The sequence below is a fragment of the Curtobacterium sp. VKM Ac-1395 genome (assembly GCF_015350975.1).
Lineage (GTDB): Bacteria > Actinomycetota > Actinomycetes > Actinomycetales > Microbacteriaceae > Curtobacterium.
Window position 1 is genome coordinate 382,995 of sequence record NZ_JADKRX010000004.1, and the last position, 23,348, is coordinate 406,342.

Genomic DNA, 23,348 nt, shown 5'->3' on the forward strand with positions numbered 1-23,348 from the left:
GTCGCGGCACGGCCGTGCCGTGACGGGTCAGGAACGTCGCCAGGACGCGATCTGGCGCAGCGTCACCTTGGAGCCGTACTGGGCGACGGAGTGCCGGAACAGGTACTGCGCGAACCAGAGCAGCAGGACCGCGACGCCGAAGACCTCGACGATGCAGACGACGGACTCCAGCGGGGACAGCGCCCCGACGGCGTTCCGGACCATCGCGGTGACCGGCGTGAACGTGGGGAAGTACGTGAAGAACGCCACGACCGGGCTGGTCGGGCTCGTCATCACGAAGAACGCCGCGTACACGGGGATGATCAGCGCGAAGATCGCCGTGGACTGCAGGGCGGAGGCGTCCTTGATCGAGGGGACCGCGGCGCCGACGGCGACGAACAGCGCCGAGGCCAGCAGCACTCCGCCGACGAGCAGCAGCGCACCGACGAGCATCCGCCATGGGTCGATCGTCACGTGGCCGACCCGACCGGCCAGCAGGGGGACCACCACCACGAGCGACAGCAGTCCCGGCACCATGAAGACGCCGATCTGCACCAGGCAGACGAGCAGCATCGCCACGACCTTGCCGCGGATGAGGTCGCCCGCGGTCACCGTGGTCAGGATCATCTCGGAGATCCGGTTCTCCTTCTCCTCGACGACGACCGTCACCATGCGGGCGGCGAGCAGGATCACGAGCCCGAAGAACGCGGCGACGTAGAGCAGCGGCGGCACGATCGACAGCCACCCGGGCGCGACCCGGCCGTCGGCGTACGCCGTGACGTCCGCGCTCGGCGGTGACCGGAGGAGCGCCACGGCCTCGGGGTCGTCGACGCCCGCGGCCACGCTCTGCTCGAGGACGCGCTGCGCCAGCGACGCGTACGCGTTGTTCTCGAACAGGCCGCGGTCGGTCGCGGTGACCCGGATCGACTCGGTCGAGGGCGTCGCCGGGAACACGACGAGGGCCTCGAGCCGCCCGGCGACGACGTCCGCCCGGTCCCCGGACTCGTCGTCCGACGGGGTCCCGCCCCAGCGCGCGGCGACGGACTCGGAGACGAGCCCCGAGCGGTCGACGTAGTGGAACGGGGTCTTCGTCGCCGAGGCCCGCGAGAGCGCGGAGTCGGTGCCGGCGGCCTGCCCGACGCCGACCAGCAGCGAGACGAGGACGACGACCAGGGGCAGCGCGAGGGTGCCGATCCAGAACGCGGGCTTCTTGACCGCGCGGGTGAACTCGAACCGGATGACGGTGCCGATGCGGCTCATCGTGTGCTCCTGGCGGTCTCGTCGACGAGGGCGTCGTGGCCGTAGACCTGGACGAAGATCTCGTCGAGGGGGATCTTGCGCATCTCGAAGCCGCTGACGTGCACGCCGGCGCCGACCAGCGCGGCGAGGATGTCCGACCCGTCCGGCGCCGCGGTCGTCGACGGGACGAGGTAGGCGACGTGGCCCTCGTGCCGCGCGAGCTTGTAGAGGGGGGAGCGGGGCACCGGTCCGCTCAGCGACACCTTGGCGACCGCTCCGCCGAAGGCGTCCTGCACCTCGGAGATGGTGCCGTAGGCCGCCGCGTCCCCGTCCTTGAGCAGCAGGATCCGGTCGCACAGGCGCTCGACCTCGTCCATGTGGTGGGTCACCAGGACGACGGTGGCGCCGTCGGCCTTCCGCTCGTCGACCAGGTCGAGGAGCAGCCGGCGGTTCACCGGGTCGAGGCCCTTCGTCGGCTCGTCGAGGATGAGCAGGCGCGGACGGTCCATGATCGTGATGCCGAGCTGGACCTTCTGCTGCTGCCCGCCGGAGAGCTTGTCGACCCGGAGCTTGGCCTTGTCCGCCAGGCCGACACGGGCCAGGTAGTCCATCGACCACGCGGTCGCGGCCGGGCGCTGCATCCCGCGGAGCGCGGCGAAGTACGTCATCACGTCGAGGACGGACTCCTTGCGGTAGAGCCCACGCTCCTCGGGCAGGTAGCCGATCCCGCCGGTGGCCGGACGGTAGGGGCGCCCGTCGATCGTCAACGTGCCCGACGTCGGCGCGGTGATGCCGAGGAGCGCCCGGATCGTCGTCGTCTTGCCGGAGCCGTTGCTGCCGAGGAGCCCGAAGGTCTCACCGGGGGCGACGTCGAACGACAGACCGTCCACCACGGCACGGTCCCCGAACCGCATCACGAAGTCCTGCACGCTGATGCTCGCCCCGGCCATGGAGCCCCCTTCTCGCTCCGCTGACCCTACCGGCCCCGTGTGTGGCCCACCCTCCCAGGCACCCCCGACCCGGGTCGGGCAAGCTCGTCCTCGAATGAGAGGACCTCACATGGACCGCATCCGGCGTCTCCCGCTCCCGGCACTGCTGCCGATCATGTTCGTCGTGGTCGGCGGGCTGTACTTCCTGATCGGACTCCTGACCAGCCCAGAGGAGACGATGCCGGGACGCCTGGTCGGGACGTTGGTCTACGCGGTCATCTTCAGCGCGGGGTTCAGCATCCTGATCGCCGTCCGCCGCCGCAAGGCCGGCGGTGCCGAGGCCGTGACGGCGATGCAACGCACGATCCGCACCGGCAAGGTACCGGCCGATGCCGACAGCGCGACGTGGATCCCGGAGCTCGAGCGCTACCGGGTCCGGTACCGCCGCAACCGCTGGGTGGTCCCGGTCATGTTCGTGCTGTTCGCCGCCCTGTGTGTGTCCCTGGCGCTCTCGGCGGGCCCGGTCTGGTGGCTGTTCCTCGTGCTGTTCGCCGGGCTCTGCGTCTACTCCGGCTGGGAGACCCGCCGTGCCCTCCGGAACCTGGACGCCTCGCTCGAGGAACTCCGTCGTCGGCCGATCACCTCGGCCCCCGCGGGCTCGGCACCCGGGACGCCGCAGCCCACCGCCGGCGCCGCCTGGACCCTGCCCGGCGACGAGGCACCCCGACCGGACGACGCCAGCTGATGTCGGCCGCGCTCGAACGGTTCCGCAGCCTGCCCATGCCGGTGCTGCTCCCGGTCCTCTTCATCGTGCTCGCAGCACTGTGGCTCGGGATCGGGTACGTCGTGTTCCCGGCCGATCAACCCCTCGTGGTGCGGTTGATCGGCACGCTGTTCTACGCGGGCGCCATGACGGTGTTCTTCGGGATGTACATCGCGCGTGCGCGGCGTCGGTCCGGGGGGTCGTCGGAACTCGCACGGATGCAACGCGCCCTGAATTCGAGCGAGGTCCCGGCCGACGTGCCGTTGGAGCCCTGGATCACGACGTTCGAGCAGTGGAACCGTGAGCACCGCCGCAACCGGTGGGTCGGTCCCGTCGTCTTCGGGACCATGACGGTGCTCAGCGTCGGGCTCGCCCTGTCCCAGAACGCGATCTGGTGGTGCGGGGTCGTGTTCTCCGTCGGGGTCCTCGTGTGGACGATCATCACCACGCGTCGCGCACTGCGCACGATCCCTGTCGTCCTCGACGAACTCCGTCACCGTCCAGGGGTCCGAGGAGACTCCGGGACGCCGCAGTCCGCAGCCGGCGCCGCCTGGACCCTGCCCGGCGACGAGGCACCCCGCCCGTAGGACTCGCCCGGGCCGGTGACGGATCTGGTTCGCGATCCTCGGGGGTGGAGAACCCGATCCGTCACCGCCGAATCTGAATGCCGTCGTCCCGCCAGGGCCCCCGCGGGAGCCGCTGCCGGCCGGGCTGGCCCCGACCCGACTCAGCGGGGGATCGGCGCCAGGCGCTGCAGCTGGGTGACGTGCCCGGGCTCGAGCTCCTCCAGGGACGCGACGCCGAGCAGGCGCATGGTCCGCTCGATCTGCTCGGACAGGATCTGGATCATCCGGTCGACGCCGGCCTCGCCCCCGGCCATCAGGCCGTAGAGGTACGCCCGACCGACCATCGTGTACCGGGCGCCGAGCGCGACGGCGGCGACGATGTCCGCGCCGGACATGATGCCCGTGTCGAGGTGCACCTCGGTGTCCATGCCGACCTCCTTGACCACGGCGGGCAGCAGGTGGAACGGGACCGGCGCGCGGTCGAGCTGGCGTCCGCCGTGGTTCGACAGGGTGATGCCGTCGACGCCCATCGCGGCCAGGCGCTTGGCGTCCGCCAGGGACTGCACGCCCTTCACGACGATCCTGCCCTTCCACTGCGTGCGGATCCACGCGAGGTCCTCGTAGGTGACGGTCGGGTCGAACATGTGGTCGAGGAGCTCCCCGACGGTGCCGGACCAGCGGTCGAGCGAGGCGAACGCCAGCGGCTCGGTCGTCAGGAAGTCGAACCACCACCACGGGCGCGGGATGGCGTTGACGATGGTCTTCACGCCGAGCTGCGGCGGGATCGAGAACCCGTTGCGCTTGTCGCGGAGCCGCGCTCCCGCGACGGGCACGTCGACGGTGACGAGGAGCGTGTCGAACCCGGCGGCCTCGGCGCGCGACACCAGCGCCATCGACTTCTCGCGGTCCTTCCACATGTACAGCTGGAACCAGTTGCGTCCGTGGGGGTTGGCGTCGCGGACGTCCTCGATCGCGGTGGTGCCCATCGTGGACAGGGCGAACGGGATGCCCGCGCGGCCGGCTGCCCGGGCACCGGCGCGCTCGCCCTCGGTCTGCATCATCCGCGTGAAGCCGGTGGGGGCGATGCCGAACGGGTACGCCACCGGAGCGCCGAGCACGTCCCAGTCGGTGCGCACCGTCGACACGTCCCGCAGCACCGCCGGCGTGAACTCGATGTCCTCGAACGCCTGCCGCGCTCGTGCCAGGGAGATCTCGGCCTCGGCGGCGCCCTCCGTGTAGTCGAACGCGGCCCGCGGGGTCCGCCGCTCCGCGATCGCCCGGAGGTCCCAGATCGTCAGGGCGTTCTCGAGCCGGCGGCGGCGGGCGTTGAGGTCCGGCTTCCGGAACTGCATGAGCGGCGCGAGGTCGCGGATGGTCGGCAGCTGCCGCTTCATCGGGGTCCGCGCGCTCGACGGTGTGCCCGGAGTCGCTGCCGGTGCCCCGGTCGCGGGGTCGACGCGGTGCTGGTCGTCGGTCGAGGTCATGCGGACGTCCTCTGTCTCGTGGTGGGTCGATGTGCTGGGTGCCCTGGTCGCGGACTGTACCGGACGGGTTCGACGGTCCGGGCGACCACCGCTCGGAGTGCTTCGAGCGACGCTCCGCCCAGGCCGGCGAGCCCGACGGCCCGCGCCTGGACCAGGACGTTGCCGAGTGCCGTGGCCTCCACGGGTCCGGCCAGGACGGGCAGGCCCGTCCGGTCGGCCGTCAGCTGGCAGAGCAGGCGGTTCTGCGAGCCACCGCCGACGACGTGCACCTGCCGGACGTCCTTCCCCGTGACCGCGCTGATCGTCCGCAGGGTGTCGGCGTACGCCGCCGCGAGGGACTCCAGGATCGACCGGACGACCTCGGCACGGCCCACGGGAGCCCGGAGCCCGTGGTCGGCGCACCAGGCGGCGATCCGCGCCGGCATGTCGCCCGGCGGCGTGAACGACGCATCCGCCGGGTCGAAGACGGGGACCGGGGTGGCGACGGCCGCGGCGGCGGCGAGCAGGGCCTCCAGGTCGATCGTGGAGCCGTCCCGCTCCCAGGTCCGGACGCTCTCGGACAGCAGCCACAGGCCGGACACGTTCTTCAGGAACCGGACCCGGCCGTCGACGCCGCCCTCGTTCGTGCAGTTCGCCGCCCGGGCCGCCTCCATGAGGACCGGCGCGTCGAGCTCGACGCCGACGAGCGACCACGTGCCGGAGGAGATGTAGGCCACGTCGTCGTCGGTCGCGGGGACCGCGACGACCGCGCTCGCGGTGTCGTGCGAGCCGACGAGCGTGACGTGGGCAGCGTGTCGACCGGTCCCGGTGCCGACGGCGGCCGCCACGGACGGCAGCAGGGGGCCGAGCCGGTCACCCGGGTCACGGAGCGGGGCCAGGAACCCGGACGGGAGGCTCGCCGCGGCCAGCAGGGTCGGGTCCCAGTCGCGCGTGGTCGCGTTCAGCAGACCGGTCGTCGAGGCGTTGGTGCGCTCGGCGGCCTCGACCCCGGTGAGCCGGGAGCCGAACAGGTCGGGGATCAGGAGCGCTCGGTCGGCACGGCCGCGCGCTGGGTCGGCCGCGAGCTGGAACAGCGTGTTGAACGGCAGGTGCTGCAGGCCGTTCCTGGCGTAGAGCTCGGCAGCGCCGATCCGGTCGTGCACGATCCCGACGCCGCGCTCGTGCCGGTCGTCGCGGTAGTGCACGGGTGGTCCGAGCAGCCGTCCGTCGCGGAGCAGGCCGTAGTCGACCGCCCACGAGTCGATCCCGATGCTGGCGACGCCCGGGTGGCGTCCGAACGCGACGCGGAGCCCGTCGAGCACCTGGCGCTCGAGCTCGTCGACGTCCCAGTGCAGCGAGTCACGGCCGTCCTCGGTGCGGGTGACGGGGCCGTTCGGGAACCGGGCGACCTGCTCCATCCGGACCCCGTCAGCGTCCACGTGCCCGACCACCACCCGCCCGCTCGTCGCGCCGAGGTCCACCGCCGCGACGCTGCCGCCCGTGGTCACCACGTCACCGGAGGAACGCGGCGGCCACGCCGGCGTCGACGGGCACGTGCAGCCCGGTGGTGTGCGAGAAGTCCGACGTGCAGATCGCCGCGACGGCGTTCGCGACGTTCTCGGGCACGACCTCCCGCTTGAGGATCGTGCGCTGCGCGTAGAACGCGCCGAGGTCCTGCTCGTCGATGCCGTACGTCGCCGCACGGTTCGCGCCCCAGCCGCTCGCGAAGATGCCGGAGCCACGGACGACCCCGTCGGGGTTGATGCCGTTCACGCGGACCCCGTGTTGGCCGAGTTCGGCCGCGAGGAGCCGGACCTGGTGCGCCTGGTCGGCCTTCGTGGCGGAGTACGCGATGTTGTTCGGTCCCGCGAACACGGAGTTCTTCGACGAGATGTACACGATGTCGCCGCCGAGCCCCTGTTCGATGAGCACCTTGGCGGCCGCCTTCGACACCAGGAACGAGCCCTTCGCCATGACGTCGTGCTGCAGGTCCCAGTCCTGTTCGGTGGTCTCGAGGAGGCTCTTGGACAGCGAGAGCCCGGCGTTGTTCACGACGAGGTCCAGGCCGCCGAAGTGCAGCAGCGTCTCCTGGACCGCCCGCTCGACGGCCGCGGCGCTCGTGACGTCGGCGGCGATGCCGATCGCTCGGTCCGTGTCGCCGATCTCGGCGGCGGCGGCCTGGGCCTTCCCGAGGTCGAGGTCCGCGATGACGACCGCGGCACCGTCGGCCGCCAGGCGCGTCGCGATGGCCTTGCCGATGCCCGACGCGGCCCCGGTCACCAGGGCGATGCGCGTCGCGAGCACCTTCGGGGCGGGCATCCGCTGGAGCTTGGCCTCCTCGAGCGCCCAGTACTCGATGCGGAACTTCTCCGCCTCGTCGATCGGGGCGTAGGTGCTCAGCGACTCGGCGCCACGCATCACGTTGACGGCGTTCGTGTAGAACTCGCCGGCGACCCGGGCGGTCTGGGCGTCCCTGCCGTAGGAGAACATCCCCACTCCCGGCACCAGCACGATGAGCGGGTCGGCGCCGCGGATGGCGGGGGAGTCCTCGTCAGCGTGTCGGTCGTAGTACGCCTGGTAGTCCGCGCGGTACTGCTCGTGGAGTTCGTGCAGGCGCCCGATCGCGTCCTCCACCGTCGCGCTCGCGGGCAGGTCGAGGACGAGCGGCTTCACCTTCGTGCGCAGGAAGTGGTCCGGGCAGCTCGTGCCGAGGGCGGCGAGCTCCTCCGCCCTGGCCGACGCCAGGAAGTCGAGGACGACGTCCGTGTCGGTGAAGTGCCCGACGACCGGCTTTTCGTGCCCCGCGATGCCACGGATCGTCGGGGCGAGGGCAGCGGCACGTGCCCGGCGCTCCTCGGTCGGCAGGGCCTGGTACCCGGGGCGCACGGGGCCGAACGGCTCGGGTCGCCCGTTCGCGGCGATGTACCGCTCGGCGGTGTCGATGATCCAGCGGGAGTTCGCCTCGGCCTCGTCGCTCGTGTCGCCCCACGCCGTGATGCCGTGGCCGCCGAGGACCGTGCCGATCGCCTCGGGGTGGTCCCGCTCGACGGCGGCGATGTCGAGCCCGAGCTGGAACCCCGGACGACGCCACGGCACCCAGACGACCTTCTCGCCGAAGATGCGCTCGGTCAGGGCCGGGCCGTCCGCCGCGGTGGCGATCGCGATGCCGGCGTCCGGGTGCAGGTGGTCGACGTGCGGGGCGCGCACGAGGGCGTGCATCGCGGTGTCGATCGACGGGGCTGCGCCGCCCTTCCCGAACAGGCAGTGGTCGAACGCGGCGACCATCTCGTCCTCGCGCTCGACGCCCGGGTAGACGTGCTGCAGCGCCCGGACCCGGTCGAGTCGCAGCACGGCGAGGCCCGCCGGGGTGAGGGTGCCGAGGTCGCCCCCGGAGCCCTTGACCCAGAGCAGGTCCACCGGCTCGCCCGTGACGGGGTCGGTGTCGGTGCCCGTGGCCGACGTGTTCCCGCCGGCGTAGTTGGTGATGCGCGGGTCGGAGCCGAGCGCGTTCGAGCGCGCGACGAGTGCCGCGACCGTCGCGTCTGCGTCGGTGCCGTGCGCTGCGGGGTCCACCCGTGCCTCCAGGTCGTTGATCGGCATGTCCCTACGCACCCCAACCGGCCTGGACGCCACCGACGCGGTCGGTCGCGATGGACTGCTGGTAGCCGGAGTCGAGGTAGGCGCGCATCGGGTTCGCCGGCAGGCCGCGCGACTCGCGCCAGGCCGCCAGGTCCTTCCGGACGTCGGTCTGGAACGCGTCCATGAAGACCTCGTTCGCACCGAGCACGTCGTGGGCCTCCTGGGCCGCGGTCAGGGCCACGCGGTCCAGGAGCAGCGCGCGTGCCGTCATCTCCTGCACGTTCAGCACCGACCGGATCTGGCCGGGGATCTTGTCCTCGACGTTGTGGCACTGGTCGAGCATGAACGCGACGTCGGCGTTGTCGTACCCGCCGCCACGGATGACCTCGACCAGGATGCGGAAGAGCTGGAACGGGTCGGCGGCGCCCACGATCAGGTCGTCGTCGGCGTAGAAGCGCGAGTTGAAGTCGAAGCTCCCGAGCTTCCCGAGGCGCAGCAGCTGCATGACGATGAACTCGATGTTCGTGCCGGGGGCGTGGTGCCCGGTGTCGAGGCAGACCATCGCCTTCGGGCCGAGGGCGCTCGTCTGCACGTAGCTGGTGCCCCAGTCCGGCACGTCCGTGTGGTAGAACGCCGGCTCGAAGAACTTGTACTCGAGCACCAGGCGCTGGTCGTCGCCGAGCCGGTCGTAGATCGTGCTGAGCGACTCGTGCAGGCGGTCCTGGCGTTCGCGCATGTCGGCCTGGCCGGGGTAGTTCGACCCCTCCGCGAGCCAGATCTTCAGGTCGCGGCTGCCGGTGGCGTCCATCACGTCGATGCAGCGCAGGTGGTGGTCGATGGCCTTCTGCCGGACGACGGCGTCCGTGTGGGTCAGCGCGCCGAACTTGTAGTCGTCGTCCTGGAACGTGTTCGAGTTGATCGTCCCGAGCCGCACGCCGTGCTCCTCGGCGTGACGGCGCAGGTCGGCGAAGTCGTCGACGAGGTCCCACGGGATGTGCAGCGCGACCGTCGGGGCGAGCCCGGTGTACCGGTGCACCTGGGCGGCGTCGGCGATCTTCTCGTACGGGTCCCGCGGGGTGCCCGGCGTGGTGAACACCTTGAAGCGGGTGCCGGAGTTGCCGAAGGCCCATGACGGCAGTTCGATCTGCTGGCGTGTCAGTTGGTCGGCGATGCCGGCGAAGCTCGGGGTGGATGTCATCGTGTCACTTCCTCGTGTGCGAGTGGTTCGTGCTGCTGCGGCCGGGACATCAGGGCACCGGGACCGCCGCCGGCGCCCGCAGCTCGTGCGTGCCGCCGGTCAGGCGCTGCTCCTCGAGCCCGGGCAGACGCACCACCGCGGTGACGCCCTCCGGCACGGTCACCCGCACCAGGAGTGCCTCGTCGTCCAGCTCCCACCGCACGGCGACGTGCCCGTGCACGGTGTCGAGCGTCGTCTCCGCCCACGTCAGCCCACCACCGGGCTGCGGCGCGACGAGCACCGTCTCGTACCCGGGCGTCAGCGGCGCGAGGCCACCGACCACCCGGTGCATCCAGTCCGCCACGGCACCGAGTGCGTAGTGGTTGAACGAGGTCATCTCGCCCGGGTTGATCGTGCCGTCGGGCAGCATCGAGTCCCAGCGCTCCCACACCGTCGTCGCGCCCATCGTCACCGGGTAGAGCCACGACGGGCACTCCGTCTGCAGCAGCAGCCGGTACGCGTCGTCGAGGTGCCCGGTCTGCGTCAGCGCGTCCGTGATGAAGGGCGTCCCCGCGAAGCCCGTCGAGATCCGGTACCCGGACTCGGCCGCCAGCTCGGCGAGCCGGTCGCCCGCCGCACGGGTGTCCTCGTCCGAGAGGATCCCGAACACGATCGCCAGCGCGTAGACCGTGGTGCAGTCCGACCTGATCCGGCCGTCCGTCACGTAGTGCTCCCGGAACGCGGCCTGGAGGCTCGCAGCCATCTCCCGGGCCTCGTTCGCCTCCGCCTCGCGGCCGGGGAGCAGGGCGCCCGCCTCCGCGACGAGGGTCGCCGACCGGAACGCGCAGACCGTCGCGACGACGCCGGGGTCGGCCTTCGCCTTCGCGGCGTCCTCCGGCGGGGCGTCGGGGTCGAGCCAGTCACCGAACTGGAAGACCGTGTCCCAGAGCCCCTGCGGCGAGAGGTGGTCGCGGATCCGGCGGAGGTGCGCGGTCATCGAGTCGAACTGCTCCTCGAGCACCGCGGTGTCGCCGTACGCCTGGTACAGCGTCCACGGCACCCAGACCCCGGCGTCCGACCAGATCGCGGTGGCGTCCGGGACGCCGAAGTCCTCGGCGGGGGAGTACTTGAGCACGTCCGGCACGACGAACGGGATGACCCCGTCGGCGTGCTGCTGCTCGAGCCACACGTCCCGCAGCCAGTCGCCGAGGAACGCCCGGGTGTCGAACAGGTACGACGCCGTCGGGGCGAACGCGGCGATGTCGCCCGTCCACCCGAGTCGCTCGTCGCGCTGCGGGCAGTCCGTCGGGACGCTGAGGAAGTTGCCCTGCATGCCCCGCACGACGTTCTCGTGGAAGGTGTTGAGCAGGTCGTGGCTCGACGTGAACGTGCCGGTGCGGGTCAGGTCGCTGCCGACCTGCACGGCGGTGACGGCCGTGCGGAGGTCGTCGAGCGAGCCCGGCCACCCGTCGACCTCGGCGTACCGGAACCCGTGGAAGGTGAAGCGGGGCTCGAACACGTCGGGGGCCTCGGCGCCGCTGCCGCTCAGGGTGACGTGGTCCGTCGCCTTCGCCGTGCGCAGGGGGCGGGTGCCGAGCTCGTCGTGCTCGAGCACCTCGGCGTGCCGGAGCGTCAGGACCGTGCCGGCGGGGCCCGATGCCGTGACCCGGACCCAGCCGACCAGGTTCACGCCGAAGTCGACGAGCGTGGCGCCGGACGGGCTCGTCCAGACGTCGACCGGGGCGATCTCCGCGAGGGGCCGGACGGGCGGCACGGTGTCGGCGACGAGCTCACGGTCGCCGATCGACACGGTGTGGACGCTGGCCGCGTGCTCGAGCTGCCCCGGGTGCTTCCACGTGGTGTCGTCGACCCGGGCGTCGACGTCCTGGCCGTCGTAGAGCTGGTCGTCCGTGATCGGGCTCGGCAGCGCCTGCCAGTCGGTGTCCGTCGCGATGGTCTGCTCGTGGCCGTCAGCGAAGGTGACGTGCAGTTCGGCGAAGCCGGCGCGCTCGTCCGTGTACCAGCCGCCACCACCACCCCAGGCGAGCCGACCGGCTGCCCAGCCGCGACCGAGGACCAGGGCGAGCACGGTGGCGCTGCCCCGTGTCGTGGTCAGGTGCTCGGTGACGTCGTGCGAGACGACGCGGATGCGCCACTCGTAGCTCGTCCACCCGGGTTCGAGCAGGTGGTCCGAGACGCGGGTGCCGCCGAGCCAGGCCTCGACGACGCCGAGGGCGCTGACGTCGAGGGTCGCCGCGGTCACGGCGCCGTGGCCCGCGTCGAGGGTGAACTCCCGACGAAGGATCGGCGCGCTGCCGAAGGCGGCGTCGTCGTCGGCCGCGATGAAGGGTGCGGTCCAGGTGGTCATGGTGTCCTTCCGGCGGTCGTCGTCGTCGACGGCCGCGTCGTGGGGTCGGTGGGTCGGTGTGTCCGTGTGGCTGGCGGTGGTGGGCCGACCCGCGCGGGGCGGGGCGGTCCTCCTGGCCGGGGTGGGCGTCAGCCCTTGACGGCGCCGCTGGTCATGCCGGCGACGATCTGGCGTTGGAAGAAGACGTAGAGGACGAGCGGCGGGATCGTGATGAGCAGCACGTCGGTGAACAGCAGGTTCAACTGGCTGACGGACTGGCTCTGGAACGCGTAGAGCGTCTGCTGGACCGTGGCGTTCTCGGACCCGGGGAGGAAGTACAGCGGGTTCGCGAAGTCGTTGAACACGGCGACGGACTGCACGAGCACGACCGTGATGATGACCGGCTTGAGCAGCGGCAGGACGACCCCGAAGAACAGGCGGATCGGACCGGTGCCGTCGAGCACGGCGGCCTCGTCGAGCTCCTTCGGGATCGTCGCGACGAACGCCCGGAAGAGCAGGATGCAGAACGACAGGCCGAACGTGGCCTCGATGAGGATCATGCCGCCCATCGTCTTGAACAGGTTGAGCCCCTGCAGCACCCAGATCGTCGGGACGATCGCGGGCGGGACGATGAGCCCGGCGAGCACGAAGAAGTTGATCAGCCCGTTCCACCGGCCCGGACGACGCTGCAGCACGTAGCCGACCATGGCGGAGAAGACCACCATGATGAGCACGCTGCCGACGGTCAGCACGGCGCTGTTCACGAACGCCCGGACGATGCCGGACTCGCCGCTCTGGAACACCGCCCGCAGGTTCTGCCACAGCTGCCAGTCGGTCGGCAGGGTGAAGCCGAGCTGGTTCGCCTCGGCCGGGGACTTCGCCGCCTGCAGCAGCACGAAGACGAACGGCACCAGGAACACGACGAACGACACCACGATGGCGACGACGCCGATCACCCACCGACGGACGGTGCCGGGGTGGCGGCGGCGCGCTGGCGTGGCCGGGCGGGACGCGGTGACGGCGCTCACAGTTCCGGCTCCTTGCGGTTCAGCAGCCACGAGACCGGCACCATGATCGCGGTGACGACGACGAAGAGCACGACGTTGCCGGCGGTCGACAGGCCGTAGAAGCCCGCCTGGTACTGCTTGTAGATCACACTCGCGATCACGTCGCTCGTGAAGCCGGGGCCGCCGCCGGTCATCGCCCAGATGAGGTCGAAGGACCGCAGGCCGCCGATGAGCGACAGGATGATGACGGTGCCCATCGCCGGCCGGGACAACGGCAGGGTGATGTTCCTGAAGATGGTCCACGCGCTCGCACCGTCGACGCGCGCGGCCTCGAAGTACTCCTGCGGGATCGCGACGATGCCCGCGATGAAGATGAGCGTCGCGATGCCGACGCCCTTCCACACGTCGACCGCGGCGACGCTCCAGAGGGCGAGGGCCGGGTCGGTCAGCCACCCGGGCGTGGGGAGGCCGACCGAACCGAGGATCCCGTTGACGATCCCGTGGAAGGGGTCGAGCAGGGCCTTGAACGTGATGCCGATGCCGATCGTCGACACGAGCACCGGGAAGAAGACGACCGCCCGGAGGTAGCCGCGCCCGAGCACCGGGGACGTGAGGAGCAGGGCGAGGGCGAGTCCGAGGACCACCTTCGCCGCGCTCGTCACGAAGCCGTACTCGAACGTGTGCACGAACCCGGAGACGAGCTGCGGGTCCTGGAAGAACCGGACGAAGTTGTCGAAGCCGATGAAGGTCTGGTCGAACAGCGTCCAGCGCGTCAGGGCGAACCAGAAACCGGCGAACGTCGGGACCGCGAAGAACACGACGTACAGCGCGATCGCGGGGATGAAGAACCACGCGGGGTAGAACGAGCGCATCCTGCTGCGGGCCGGACCCGGTCCTGCCTTCGTCGTCTGCGGCGGGGCCACCGCCGTCGTGAGCGTCGCGGTCACGTCCTCACCAGCCCTTGATGCCGAGCTGCTGGGCCTGCTGCACGACGTCCTGGTCGTACTGCTTCGCGCCGACGGCCGCGGTCGAGATGCCGGAACCGACCTGCACGCAGATCTTCTCGAGGTTCGGGCCCTTGATGGGGGAGAGGAACTCGAGGGCCGGCGTGGCCTTGCTGTCGTCGATGTACTGCTGGAGGTCACCGAGCATCGGCGGCACGTCGTCCGGCAGGGTGCACGTCGAGATGACGTACGGGCCACCGGGCGTCCCGGTGTCGTTCTGGATCGCGCAGCCCTTCGACGAGTTGACGAAGGCGATGAACTTCTTCGCCGCCGCCAGCTTGTCGCCCTCGGTCGTCTTCGGGATGTACAGGCCGTTCGGCTCCCAGATCGTCAGGGTGGTGTCGTCGGCGTCCTCGGCCGGCAGGGCGAAGGCGCCGATGTCGTCGACTGCGTCAGGGCTGTCCTGCTGCAGCGTCGAGATCGCGTTCGTCAGCATCGGGTACTGCGCCCCGGTGCCGTCGGCGAGCATCTTCAGGCCGTTCGCCTGGGTGGCCGAGGCGAAGTCCTGGTTCAGCAGGCCCTTGTCCTTGACCTCGGCGAGGTGGTCGAAGCCCGCCAAGGCCGGGTCCTTCGCGTAGGACTCCTTGTTGGCGGTGTACTTCGACGCCCAGTTGGCCTGCTGCGCCGTGATGTTGGCGAAGTCGCCGAGCACGAACAGCTGGCTGGTCCAGGTGTCGCCGTAGGTCTGGATGACCGGGGTGACCGTGCCGGCGTCCTTGATCGCCTCGCTGTTGCTGATGAACTCGTCCCACGTGGTGGGGACCTTCAGCCCGAGGTCGGCGTAGACCTTCTTGTTGTACATGACCGCGCCGCCGAAGCTGGTGCCGATCGGGGCGCCGTACACGCCCTTGTCCGTGCTGACGACCTTCGTGAACTGCTCGTCGACGTCCTTCGTCCAGCTCTGGTCGGACAGGTCCACGAGGGTGTTGTCCGGGTTGAGCGCCTGCATCAGCGACCCGGAGTTGTAGTTGAAGACGTCGGCCATCTCGCCCGTCGACAGCTGGGTCTTCACGAGGTTGTCGCCCTCGGTGCCCTGCGGTCGGGTGTCGAACTTGACGGTGACGCCCGGGTTCGCCTTCTCGAACGCGGCGATGAGCGGCTTCGCGGTGGCGGCGGTCGCCGGGGAGTTGTCCGCCTGGTAGGTGATCTCGACGTCGCCGCCGCCGCCGGTGTCGGCCGAGCCGCCGGACGAACAGCCGGCGAGACCGCCGATGAGGACCGTGGCGCCGCCGATGGCGAGCAGCCGGGTGGTCAGGGAACGAGCTGACATCCTTACCTCCTCGTAAGGGCCCGGATGGTGGGACACCCGGGTGGAACGGACCCGACACCGCATCGTCGCGGTGCCTGGCTGGTGCTGTTAGAACGTTTCAATCGGAATGGAACCACGAGGATTGAAGCGTGTCAATCGGTCGAGGGAGATCGGTGGTGGTGGTGGTGGTGTGGGTGTTGCGGCTGGTCGAACCACGCGTGGTGGGTCGGATCCCGCGTCGGAGGTCGGATCGTGCTGAGCGAGTCGTTCGTTCCCACCACCAACGCGCGGAACCGCTTCCCATCGCGAGGGATGTGGGAAGGAACGCTCGGATCGGGCACGGCGCACCGCTTCCCATCGCGGGCGCCATGGGAAGGAACGCGCACGGGACCCCGCCGGGAAGCCGCGGTCAGGGCTCCGTGCGCCGCAGGTCGCTCGGGGCGCAGGCCGCCGCCCGGGCAGCCGCCGCCGCAGCCGAGCGTCCGATGGTGCTCTCGCGGGGGACCAGCTCGCTGCCGATCACCACGGTCCGGTGCACGTGCGTGTCGGGTGCGTCGGTGAGCTCGGCGAGGAGCAGCTCCACGGCCGCTGCCCCCATCTCGGCCCCGTGCATCGTCACCGAGGTGAGCGGTACCGCACCACCCCAGGCGATCGAGTTGTGGTCGCACCCGGACACCGGGATGTCCTCGGGGACCCGGATGCCCGCGGCTCGGAGCTCCGTCACGACCGCCATGGCGAGCAGGTCGGTCACCCCGAGGACCCCGTCGGGCCGTTCGTCGGCGGGCATCCGCGCGATCCGGGCTCCGGCGTCGGTGCCGCCCGGCGGGTCGATGTCCCCGGCGTCGACGTCGACCAGGGCCACCCCGGGGTGGGCGGCGACGGCGCGGAGGACCCCGGCCCGACGCCGGTGCACCGGTTGCAGGTCGAGCCGGGCGCTGACGAACCCGATGCGTCGACACCCCTGGGCGATGAGGTGCTCGGTGGCGATGAAGCCCGCCTGTTCGTTGTCCACGACGACCGAGCAGGCGTCGACCTCGGACGGCTCGTAGTTGACGTAGACGACGGGCCGGCCGTGGCGGCGGGTGAGTTCGACCTGGTCCCGGGACTCGGTCATCGTGGCGAGCAGGATCCCCGAGACGCGGGAGCTCTCGAGCGACGCGAGGTGGTCGCCCTGGGCGCGGAGGTCGTCCTCGCTGCTCGTGATGAGCAGGGTGCGGTCCTGCGCGCGGGCGGCGAGCTGGGCACCGCTGACCATGTCGCTGAACAGGGAGTTGCGGAGCGACATGACGACGAGGCCGATCGCGCGGCTGCTGCCGGCGACGAGGGCCCGGGCGTTGCGGTTCGGCGTGTACCCGAGCTCGGCGATCGCGGTCTGGACCCGCTCGGCGGTGGCTGGTCGGACGCGCTCCGGGTGGTTCAGCACGTTGGAGACCGTGGCGAGCGAGACCCCGGCTCGAGCGGCGACGTGGTGGACGCTCGGTGGCCCGTCACGACGCGGGGACTGGGCCATCCCACGATCGTAGACGGAGCGCGCAGCACAGACCGGCGGCTCGGGCGCAGGCCGGCGGCGCGGGTGCAGCCGGTCAGCGGACGGTGGACTGCCGCACGACGAGCTCCGGCGTGAACTCGACCTGTTCGAGCTCGACGTCCTGCCCCTGGTCGACCTGCCGCACCAGCAGCTCGATCGCCCGGCGGCCCAGGTCCTGCGCCGGCTGCCGGACCGAGGTCAGGGGCACGACGGCGGCCTCGGCGAACGCGATGTCGTCGTAGCCGACGATGGCGATCTCGTCCGGCACGGCGACGGAGCCGCGCATGACGAAGGCCTGCTCGAGCCCCACGGCGACCAGGTCGTTCGCCGCGAAGACGGCGTCGGGGCGCTCGGACGCGGGTCGGCGCTGGAGCTCCTCGCCGACACGGCGGCCCTCGAGCACGGACAGGGACGTCGTCGGCAGCACCTCGAGGGACGCGCCCGCGGCGGTGGTCGCCGCGAGGGCTCCCGCGTGCCGGTCGACGACCTGCCGGATGCCGAACGGGCCACCGACGTACGCGATCCGGCGTCGACCGATCGCGAGCAGGTGTTCGACCGCGATCCGACCGCCTGCGACGTCGTCGACGGACACGGAGGCGAACGACGCGTCGTCGGCCCGGCGGTCGACGAGCACGACGACGGTGCCCTGGTCGCGGAGCCGTGCGAGCCGGGACAGGTCGTCGCCCGCGGGGGAGATGAGCAGCCCGGCGACGCGGCGTTCCTCGAACAGGTCGACGTAGGTGCGTTCGCGATCGGTGGACTCGTCCGAGTTGCCGATGAGGACGGCGAGGCCCTTCGACAGCGCGGCGTCCTCGGCGCCGCGGGCGACGTCGGTGAAGAACGGGTTGCCACCGTCGAGCACGATGAGCCCGACCGTGGAGCTCCGCCCGGCGCGGAGCTGTCGGGCGGAGTCGTTCCGCACGAAGCCGAGTTCGGCGATGGCGTTCTGCACCCGGAGGACGGTGCCGGGGGCGACCTTCTCGGGACGGTTCAGCACGTTCGACACCGTGCCGAGGGACACACCGGCGAGTGCTGCGACCTCCCGAACACTCACCGTCATGCGGTCATCCTGGCAGTTGGCGGGTCCAGCGGGTCGTCAGTCGGTCCGCAGGGTGTCGTTCGTGTCGGCCGCGACCGGCTCCTTCGTGGTCCACCCGTACCAGCGGCCGTCGACCTCGGCGGTGGCGCGGCCGTCGCCGCACGTGAGCAGCCCGGTCGTGGGCAGGCTGTCGGGCAGGAACCCGGCGGACATCGCGGGGCCGCCGTGGGGCCCGTCGAGGGGCGTGCAGGCCGCGGTGTCGACGCCCGAGGCGGAGTCGAAGGCGATGACGTACCCGGGCTCCTCGGTGTCGAGCCGGACGTCGATGTCCGTCGCGTCCTCGGGGACCCAGGCCGGCATGAACCAGGCGAGGTCCTCCGAGTCCGCCTTCGACGGGGCGTCGGAGTACGTGTCGTAGTGCTGCTGCTGTTCCTTCTGGTACGGCTCCAGCAGGCTGCACCCGGTGAGGGTGGCGACGATGAGGCCCATCCCGAGGACGGCGAGCCCGGAGGTCAGGGCGGAGCGCTCGGAACGGGTGGTGGCGGAGGATGCGTTCGTGGTCATGAGACCATCCTCGAACCGACATGCGACCGGTGGAATGCGGTCCTCACCCGCTTCGGGGTGGGGTTGTCCCCCCGGTCGGCGGTCCGGTCCCGCTCCGGTGGCGGGACGGTCCCACCGGACTGGAGGCGCGCCTCCAGTCCGGTGGGGTCCGCTCAGTGACCGACGGTGACGGTCTGGTCGAGCTGGTTCCGACCCGTCTTCGCGTCCCAGGTGCCGACGTTCGCGGTCTGGACCGCGAAGTCCGGGTTGCCGGCGGTGCTGCGCTCGGCTGCCGGCATGGCCAACGCGAGGGACCAGGTGCCCTTCGGCAGGCCGCGGAGCGGTGCCGAGACGGTGACCGTCGTGCCGGGCTGCCAGGAGCGGACGTCCGTGCGCACCGGCACGGAGACGGTCCGCTTGCCGTTGGTCAGGACGACCTGCACCGGGCGGGCGTTGTACGGCGCGGCCCAGCCGTCGTTGCGGACGGAGACCGAGACGGACGGCGTGCGGCCGGTGGTGACCGTGCTCTTCGTCATGGTGAAGCGGTAGCCCAGACGCTTGGCGGTCTCGGTCATCCCTGCGTCACCCCACGTGGCGAGCACGTCCTGGTTGTAGTCCAGGTTGAGGTAGCTGTAGTGGTACTTCGCCATCTCGGCGGAAGCGGACGGGAACTCGGACCGCGGCGGGTTCACCGTGCAGGTCTCGCCGCCGACGGGCACGTACCGCGAGTCCGCTGCCAGGTAGTCCTGGTCGAGCGAGAGCGGGTCGGACAGGAACGTGCCGAAGTCGTCGGGGGACGCAAGGAAGCAGTCGTTGTGGTGGCCGACGCGCGACTTGGCCGAGCCGTCGTGTGCCTGGGCCGGCGTGAGTGCACCGGCTGTGCCGGACGGCAGACCGAGCGCTGCCTGCTTCGTGGCCATGGTGCGGACCTGCACCGAGCGGCTCCCCGGCAGTGCGGCGAGTTCGGCCCGCAGCACCTGACGGCGTGCAGCCTGGTCGGCCTCGGTCAGGACGCCGGGGTTCGACGGGTCGCTGGCGAAGTGGTCGGTGTAGTAGCCCTCGCCCCAGAGGCCGATGAAGCCCTCCTGCAGGGTCGGGATGACGTCGGCGTTGCGGCGGAGGAGCGGCGTGAGCTGCTTGATGTGCCCGAGGACGGTCGGCAGGTCGGCGTCGCCGTACGGTGCCGTGTACGGGTAGTCGCCGCCCTGGACGTAGGCGAAGCGGGTGATGACCCCGACGCCGGCCTGGCGTGCGGTGTCGTAGTCCCGCTGCACGAGCTTCAGCCACGCCGGGTCGAGCCGGGCCTGGTCGACGAACTTCTCCATGTAGAACACCCGGACGATCTGCGTGACGCCGTCGGCGCGGTACGAGCGCAGCGTCGCGAGGTCGAGCGGCGTGTAGCCGGTGCCGTCGGCGCGGTAGTGCGTCGCCGTGGTGTGGTCGAAGCCACGCTCCGGGTTCGGGATCACGGCGTTGCTCGCCGTGTAGGAGACCGTCGACGAGTGCGACGGTGCGCGGTGCGTCGCGGTCGCCGCGGAGGCGGCGGTCGGGACGGCGAGTGTCAGAGCGGCAGCGGCTGCGACAGCCCCCGCGACGATGCGGTGGTGGAGCATGGAGGAGTCCCTCTCTCGGCCACGCGTGGACCTGGACACCGCGACCCCTGATCGCGGCGGTCCTGCGTGATTCTGGTGTGAAGGTACGTCAACCGATCAGAAGTGCGCAAGGGCAGTGCGCAGACCAGTCATCACCGCGCGATGGTGGTGAGGGCCTCCGCGGCGCGCTCGGTGTCCTCGCGGGTGACGTCGAGGTGCGTGACCACACGGACCTTCGTCCGGCCCAGCTGCATCAGCCGCACACCCCGCGCAGCGGCCTCGGCGACGAACGCCCCCGGGTCGGCGACCTCGGCGAAGACGATGTTCGTGTCGACCGTCGCGGGGTCGACCCCGAGCGCGTCGGCGAGCACCCGCGCGTTCGCGTGGTCGTCGGCGAGCCGCTCGACGTTGTTGCGCAGGGCGAAACGACCGGCGGCCGCCAGCATGCCCGTCTGCCGCATGCCGCCGCCGTACCGCTTCCGCCAGAGCCGCGCGGCGGCGATGTGCTCGGTGGACCCGACGAGCACCGACCCGACGGGCGCACCGAGGCCCTTCGACAGACACACCGAGACCGTGTCGAAGCCGTCGGCGAGCTCGGAGAGCGGCCGACCCGAGGCGACGTGCGCGTTCCACAGGCGTGCGCCGTCGAGGTGCAGGGCGATGCCGTGCTCGCGCGCGAAGGCCTGCACGGCGAGCACCTCGTCCTGCGGCTGCACCGTCCCGCCGCCGAAGTTGTGCGTGTTCTCGAGGGCGATCGCCGTCGTCGACACCGAGTACGCGCCGGCGTTCGGCTCGGCGATGTCCCGCACGGCATCGGCCACGAGCCGGCCGTGGTCCGACGCCCAGGTGCGGGTCGTGATGCCGGAGAAGACCGCGGCGGCCCCGAGCTCAGCACGGACCACGTGGGCCTGTACGTCGGCGACGAGCTCCTCCCCGGGACCGACGAGCAGCCGGAGCCCGAGCTGGTTCGCCATCGAACCGGACGGGGTGAAGAGCCCCGCGGGGTGTCCGAGCAGGGCGGCGACGTCCTGCTCCAGGCGGGTCGTCTCGGGGTCCTCGCCGTAGACGTCGTCGCCGACCTCGGCGTCGAGCATCGCCGCGCGCATCTCGGGGGTCGGTCGGGTCACGGTGTCGGAACGCAGGTCGATCACCCGACCACGCTAGCGGCTGCCGTCGGGCGCGGGCTGGCGTCGGGCACCGCGGGCTGGCGTCGGGCACCGGGGTTAGCGTTGGCGCCATGCAGCCACCCGTTCTCGGAACCCTCCGCATCCTGCACCTGTCCGACACCCACCTGACGGGCGACGGCGCCCTCCACCAGGGCACGGTCGACACCACCGCGGCCCTCGAGACCCTGCTGCACCGGCTCGACGTGGTCGAGGGCGTCGGGCTCGTCGTCGTCTCGGGCGACCTGTCCGAGGACGGTTCACCGGCGTCGTACCAGGCGCTGCGTGACCGGGTGGGGGACTGGGCCACGCGCCACGGTGCCGCGCTCGTGGTCGTGCCCGGCAACCACGACCAGCGCGAGGGCTTCCGGCAGGTGCTCGCGAACGGGCACGTCCTGGGCGAGGGCGGCACCCCGCTCATGCACACGCTCGAGTACCAGCCGCCGACGATGCCGGTCCGCGGACAGTCGGTCGTCGCCGGCCGTCGGGTCGTCACCGTCGACACCAGCGTGCCGGGCGCCGGGTACGGGGCGGTCAGCGCCGAGTCGCTCGACCACCTCAGCGCGGCGCTCGCCGGGGACCCCGCGCCGCACGGGTCCGTCGTCGTGCTGCACCACCCGCCGCTGCCGGCCCCGACCGCCCTGCACGCTACCCTGCGGCTGCAGAACCCCGGGGACCTGGCCGACGCGGTGCGGGGGAGCGACGTGCGGGTCGTCCTCGCCGGTCACTACCACCACCACTCCGCGGGCTCGGTCGGTGGCGTGCCGGTGCTCGTCGCGCCCGGCGTCGCGAACGACACCGACGTCATCGGTCCGTACGGCGAGGAGTCGGCCTACGTCGGCACCGGAGCGCTCGTCGTGGACCTCGCCGAGGACGGCACACTCTGGTCGACGCCGGTGCGGGTGCCGGTGCCGGCGTCGGACACGATCGCGGTGCACCACGACGCGGCCTCGGTGGCGCGGATCATCGACGTGGCCGGGGCGCGCTGACCCGCGTCGGCCGCGGGCGGTCGACGCACGCCGGACCGACGCTGCGGGTCCTCGACGGACGTACGGCGCGCCCGTGAGGACCCCGGGCGTCCGGGACGACGGCCCGGTTCTCGTGTAAGCCGGAGCGCAAGGAAACGAAGGAGTGCCCCATGCGACACGGCAACGCTGTGCAGTACGACCGGTACGGCGACTTCGACGTCGTCCAGCTCGTCGACATCGAACGACCGAAGCCAGGACCCGACGAGGTCGTCGTCGAGGTCTCGGTCGCCGGTCTGAACCACATCGAGCGGTTCCTCCGCGAAGGCAAGCTCAAGGAGTTCGTCGACCTCGACTTCCCGGCCCGCCAGGGCGTGGACTTCGCCGGCGTCGTGGTGGCCCGCGGGTCCGAGGTCCGCGACCTGCACGTCAACGACGAGGTGATGGGCCACGCGCCCCACGGCGGGTCACACGCGACCTGGGTGACCGTCCCGCGGGGTGCCGTGGTGAAGAAGCCCTCGACCATGACGTTCGAGGTCGCCGGCAGCCTGTACCTGGCCGGGTGCACGGCGCTCTCCATCGTCCGGTCGCTCAAGCTCGGCCCGGACGACACCGTCGTGATCAGCGCGGCCGCCGGCGGCGTCGGGCACATCGAGTGCCAGCTCGCCAAGGAGACCGGTGCGACGGTCATCGGCCTCGGCAGCCCGCGCAACCACGACGCCCTCCGGCAGATCGGCGTCCTCCCGGTGTCCTACGGCGAGGGTGAGCTCGACCGCATCCGCGAGATCGCCGACGGTCGCCCGGTCACGGCGTTCATCGACAACCGGGAGCACAACGAGAACGTCGCCCTCGCGGCGGACCTCGGCGTCAGCGACAAGCGGTTCGTCACGAGCGAGCAGCGCCGCGACCTGGAGATCCGGTTCCTCCGGGCACCCGGTGACGACCAGGAGGCGGCGGAGATGCTGACCCGGCTCGGCGACCTCGTGCAGCGGCACAAGGTGCAGTTCATCATCTCCGGGTACTACCCGTTCGAGTACATCGTCGACGCGTACGAGGACCTGGCCGAGATGCACTCCCGTGGCAAGGTCGTCGTCGGCATGCAGCCGGTGGAGACCGGGTCGCGCCTGCACTGGTACAAGTCCGAGAAGTCCCGCGACCTGCACGACCCCGTCTCGCGTGCCGTGCCGCACCCCGAGGCGTCCTAGGGCCGGCGCCA

The 23,348-nt window shown here is 71.4% G+C and carries 19 protein-coding genes; 4 read left to right on the forward strand and 15 right to left on the reverse strand.

Annotated elements, in window-relative coordinates; translation table 11 throughout:
• Positions 1-27: 27 nt before the first annotated feature.
• Both ITJ68_RS13440 and ITJ68_RS13445 read right to left on the reverse strand, forming a co-directional pair.
• Positions 28-1,239, reverse strand: coding sequence for an ABC transporter permease (locus tag ITJ68_RS13440; protein ID WP_194661752.1), 1,212 nt, complete (start codon positions 1,237-1,239; stop codon positions 28-30).
• Positions 1,236-2,168, reverse strand: coding sequence for an ABC transporter ATP-binding protein (locus ITJ68_RS13445; protein WP_194661753.1), 933 nt, complete (start codon positions 2,166-2,168; stop codon positions 1,236-1,238). The genes ITJ68_RS13440 and ITJ68_RS13445 overlap by 4 nt, the downstream gene beginning before the upstream one ends.
• Positions 2,169-2,277: 109 nt before the next feature.
• Between ITJ68_RS13445 and ITJ68_RS13450 the strand changes: the two genes are divergently transcribed.
• Both ITJ68_RS13450 and ITJ68_RS13455 read left to right on the forward strand, forming a co-directional pair.
• The gene (locus ITJ68_RS13450) at positions 2,278-2,892 is read left to right on the forward strand and encodes a hypothetical protein (protein ID WP_194661754.1); all 615 of its coding nucleotides are present in this window, start codon (positions 2,278-2,280) and stop codon (positions 2,890-2,892) included.
• Positions 2,892-3,497 carry a hypothetical protein gene (locus ITJ68_RS13455; RefSeq protein WP_194661755.1) on the forward strand — a complete coding sequence of 202 codons (606 nt, stop codon included), beginning with the start codon at positions 2,892-2,894 and terminating at the stop codon, positions 3,495-3,497. The genes ITJ68_RS13450 and ITJ68_RS13455 overlap by 1 nt, the downstream gene beginning before the upstream one ends.
• Positions 3,498-3,637: 140 nt before the next feature.
• Here the strand turns inward: ITJ68_RS13455 and ITJ68_RS13460 are convergent, their stop codons facing one another.
• The 13 genes from ITJ68_RS13460 to ITJ68_RS13520 form a co-directional block, all read right to left on the reverse strand.
• Positions 3,638-4,870 (reverse strand): alpha-hydroxy acid oxidase, encoded by a 1,233-nt coding sequence (locus ITJ68_RS13460; protein WP_194661857.1) that lies wholly within the window; start codon positions 4,868-4,870, stop codon positions 3,638-3,640.
• Positions 4,871-4,956: 86 nt separating this feature from the next.
• Positions 4,957-6,450: a rhamnulokinase family protein gene (locus ITJ68_RS13465; protein WP_323743323.1), complete on the reverse strand. Its 1,494-nt coding sequence runs from the start codon at positions 6,448-6,450 to the stop codon at positions 4,957-4,959.
• A 1-nt stretch (position 6,451) separates the two neighbouring features.
• Positions 6,452-8,539, reverse strand: a complete 2,088-nt coding sequence (locus ITJ68_RS13470; RefSeq protein WP_194661757.1) for a bifunctional aldolase/short-chain dehydrogenase — start codon at positions 8,537-8,539, stop codon at positions 6,452-6,454.
• A 4-nt stretch (positions 8,540-8,543) separates the two neighbouring features.
• Entirely contained in the window at positions 8,544-9,716 is a 1,173-nt protein-coding gene (rhaI, locus tag ITJ68_RS13475; protein ID WP_194661758.1) for an L-rhamnose isomerase, read from the reverse strand.
• Between the two features lie 49 nt (positions 9,717-9,765).
• Positions 9,766-12,063, reverse strand: coding sequence for a family 78 glycoside hydrolase catalytic domain (locus ITJ68_RS13480; protein ID WP_194661759.1), 2,298 nt, complete (start codon positions 12,061-12,063; stop codon positions 9,766-9,768).
• 128 nt (positions 12,064-12,191) lie between these two features.
• Positions 12,192-13,070 (reverse strand): carbohydrate ABC transporter permease, encoded by an 879-nt coding sequence (locus ITJ68_RS13485; protein ID WP_194661760.1) that lies wholly within the window; start codon positions 13,068-13,070, stop codon positions 12,192-12,194.
• Positions 13,067-13,921 carry a carbohydrate ABC transporter permease gene (locus ITJ68_RS13490; protein WP_194661859.1) on the reverse strand — a complete coding sequence of 285 codons (855 nt, stop codon included), beginning with the start codon at positions 13,919-13,921 and terminating at the stop codon, positions 13,067-13,069. Before ITJ68_RS13490 ends, ITJ68_RS13485 begins: the two co-directional genes overlap by 4 nt.
• 79 nt (positions 13,922-14,000) lie before the next feature.
• Entirely contained in the window at positions 14,001-15,323 is a 1,323-nt protein-coding gene (locus tag ITJ68_RS13495) for an ABC transporter substrate-binding protein (RefSeq protein WP_194661761.1), read from the reverse strand.
• A gap of 388 nt (positions 15,324-15,711) precedes the next feature.
• A complete protein-coding gene (locus ITJ68_RS13500; protein WP_194661762.1) occupies positions 15,712-16,812 on the reverse strand; it encodes a LacI family DNA-binding transcriptional regulator in 1,101 nt (366 codons plus the stop codon).
• Positions 16,813-16,885: 73 nt separating this feature from the next.
• Positions 16,886-17,890 (reverse strand): LacI family DNA-binding transcriptional regulator, encoded by a 1,005-nt coding sequence (locus tag ITJ68_RS13505; protein WP_194661763.1) that lies wholly within the window; start codon positions 17,888-17,890, stop codon positions 16,886-16,888.
• A 36-nt stretch (positions 17,891-17,926) separates the two neighbouring features.
• Positions 17,927-18,433 carry a hypothetical protein gene (locus tag ITJ68_RS13510; protein WP_194661764.1) on the reverse strand — a complete coding sequence of 169 codons (507 nt, stop codon included), beginning with the start codon at positions 18,431-18,433 and terminating at the stop codon, positions 17,927-17,929.
• 152 nt (positions 18,434-18,585) lie between these two features.
• Positions 18,586-20,025 (reverse strand): DUF4832 domain-containing protein, encoded by a 1,440-nt coding sequence (locus tag ITJ68_RS13515; RefSeq protein ID WP_194661765.1) that lies wholly within the window; start codon positions 20,023-20,025, stop codon positions 18,586-18,588.
• Positions 20,026-20,156: 131 nt separating this feature from the next.
• Positions 20,157-21,155, reverse strand: coding sequence for a threonine aldolase family protein (locus ITJ68_RS13520; protein ID WP_194661766.1), 999 nt, complete (start codon positions 21,153-21,155; stop codon positions 20,157-20,159).
• A gap of 86 nt (positions 21,156-21,241) precedes the next feature.
• On the opposite strand from ITJ68_RS13520, the gene ITJ68_RS13525 reads away from it, so the two are divergent.
• Together ITJ68_RS13525 and ITJ68_RS13530 are read left to right on the forward strand one after the other, a co-directional pair.
• On the forward strand, positions 21,242-22,156 hold the full coding sequence (locus ITJ68_RS13525) for a metallophosphoesterase (RefSeq protein WP_194661775.1): 915 nt from the start codon (positions 21,242-21,244) through the stop codon (positions 22,154-22,156).
• Positions 22,157-22,305: 149 nt separating this feature from the next.
• Positions 22,306-23,337 carry an NADP-dependent oxidoreductase gene (locus tag ITJ68_RS13530; protein WP_194661776.1) on the forward strand — a complete coding sequence of 344 codons (1,032 nt, stop codon included), beginning with the start codon at positions 22,306-22,308 and terminating at the stop codon, positions 23,335-23,337.
• The last annotated feature ends 11 nt before the right edge of the window (positions 23,338-23,348 follow it).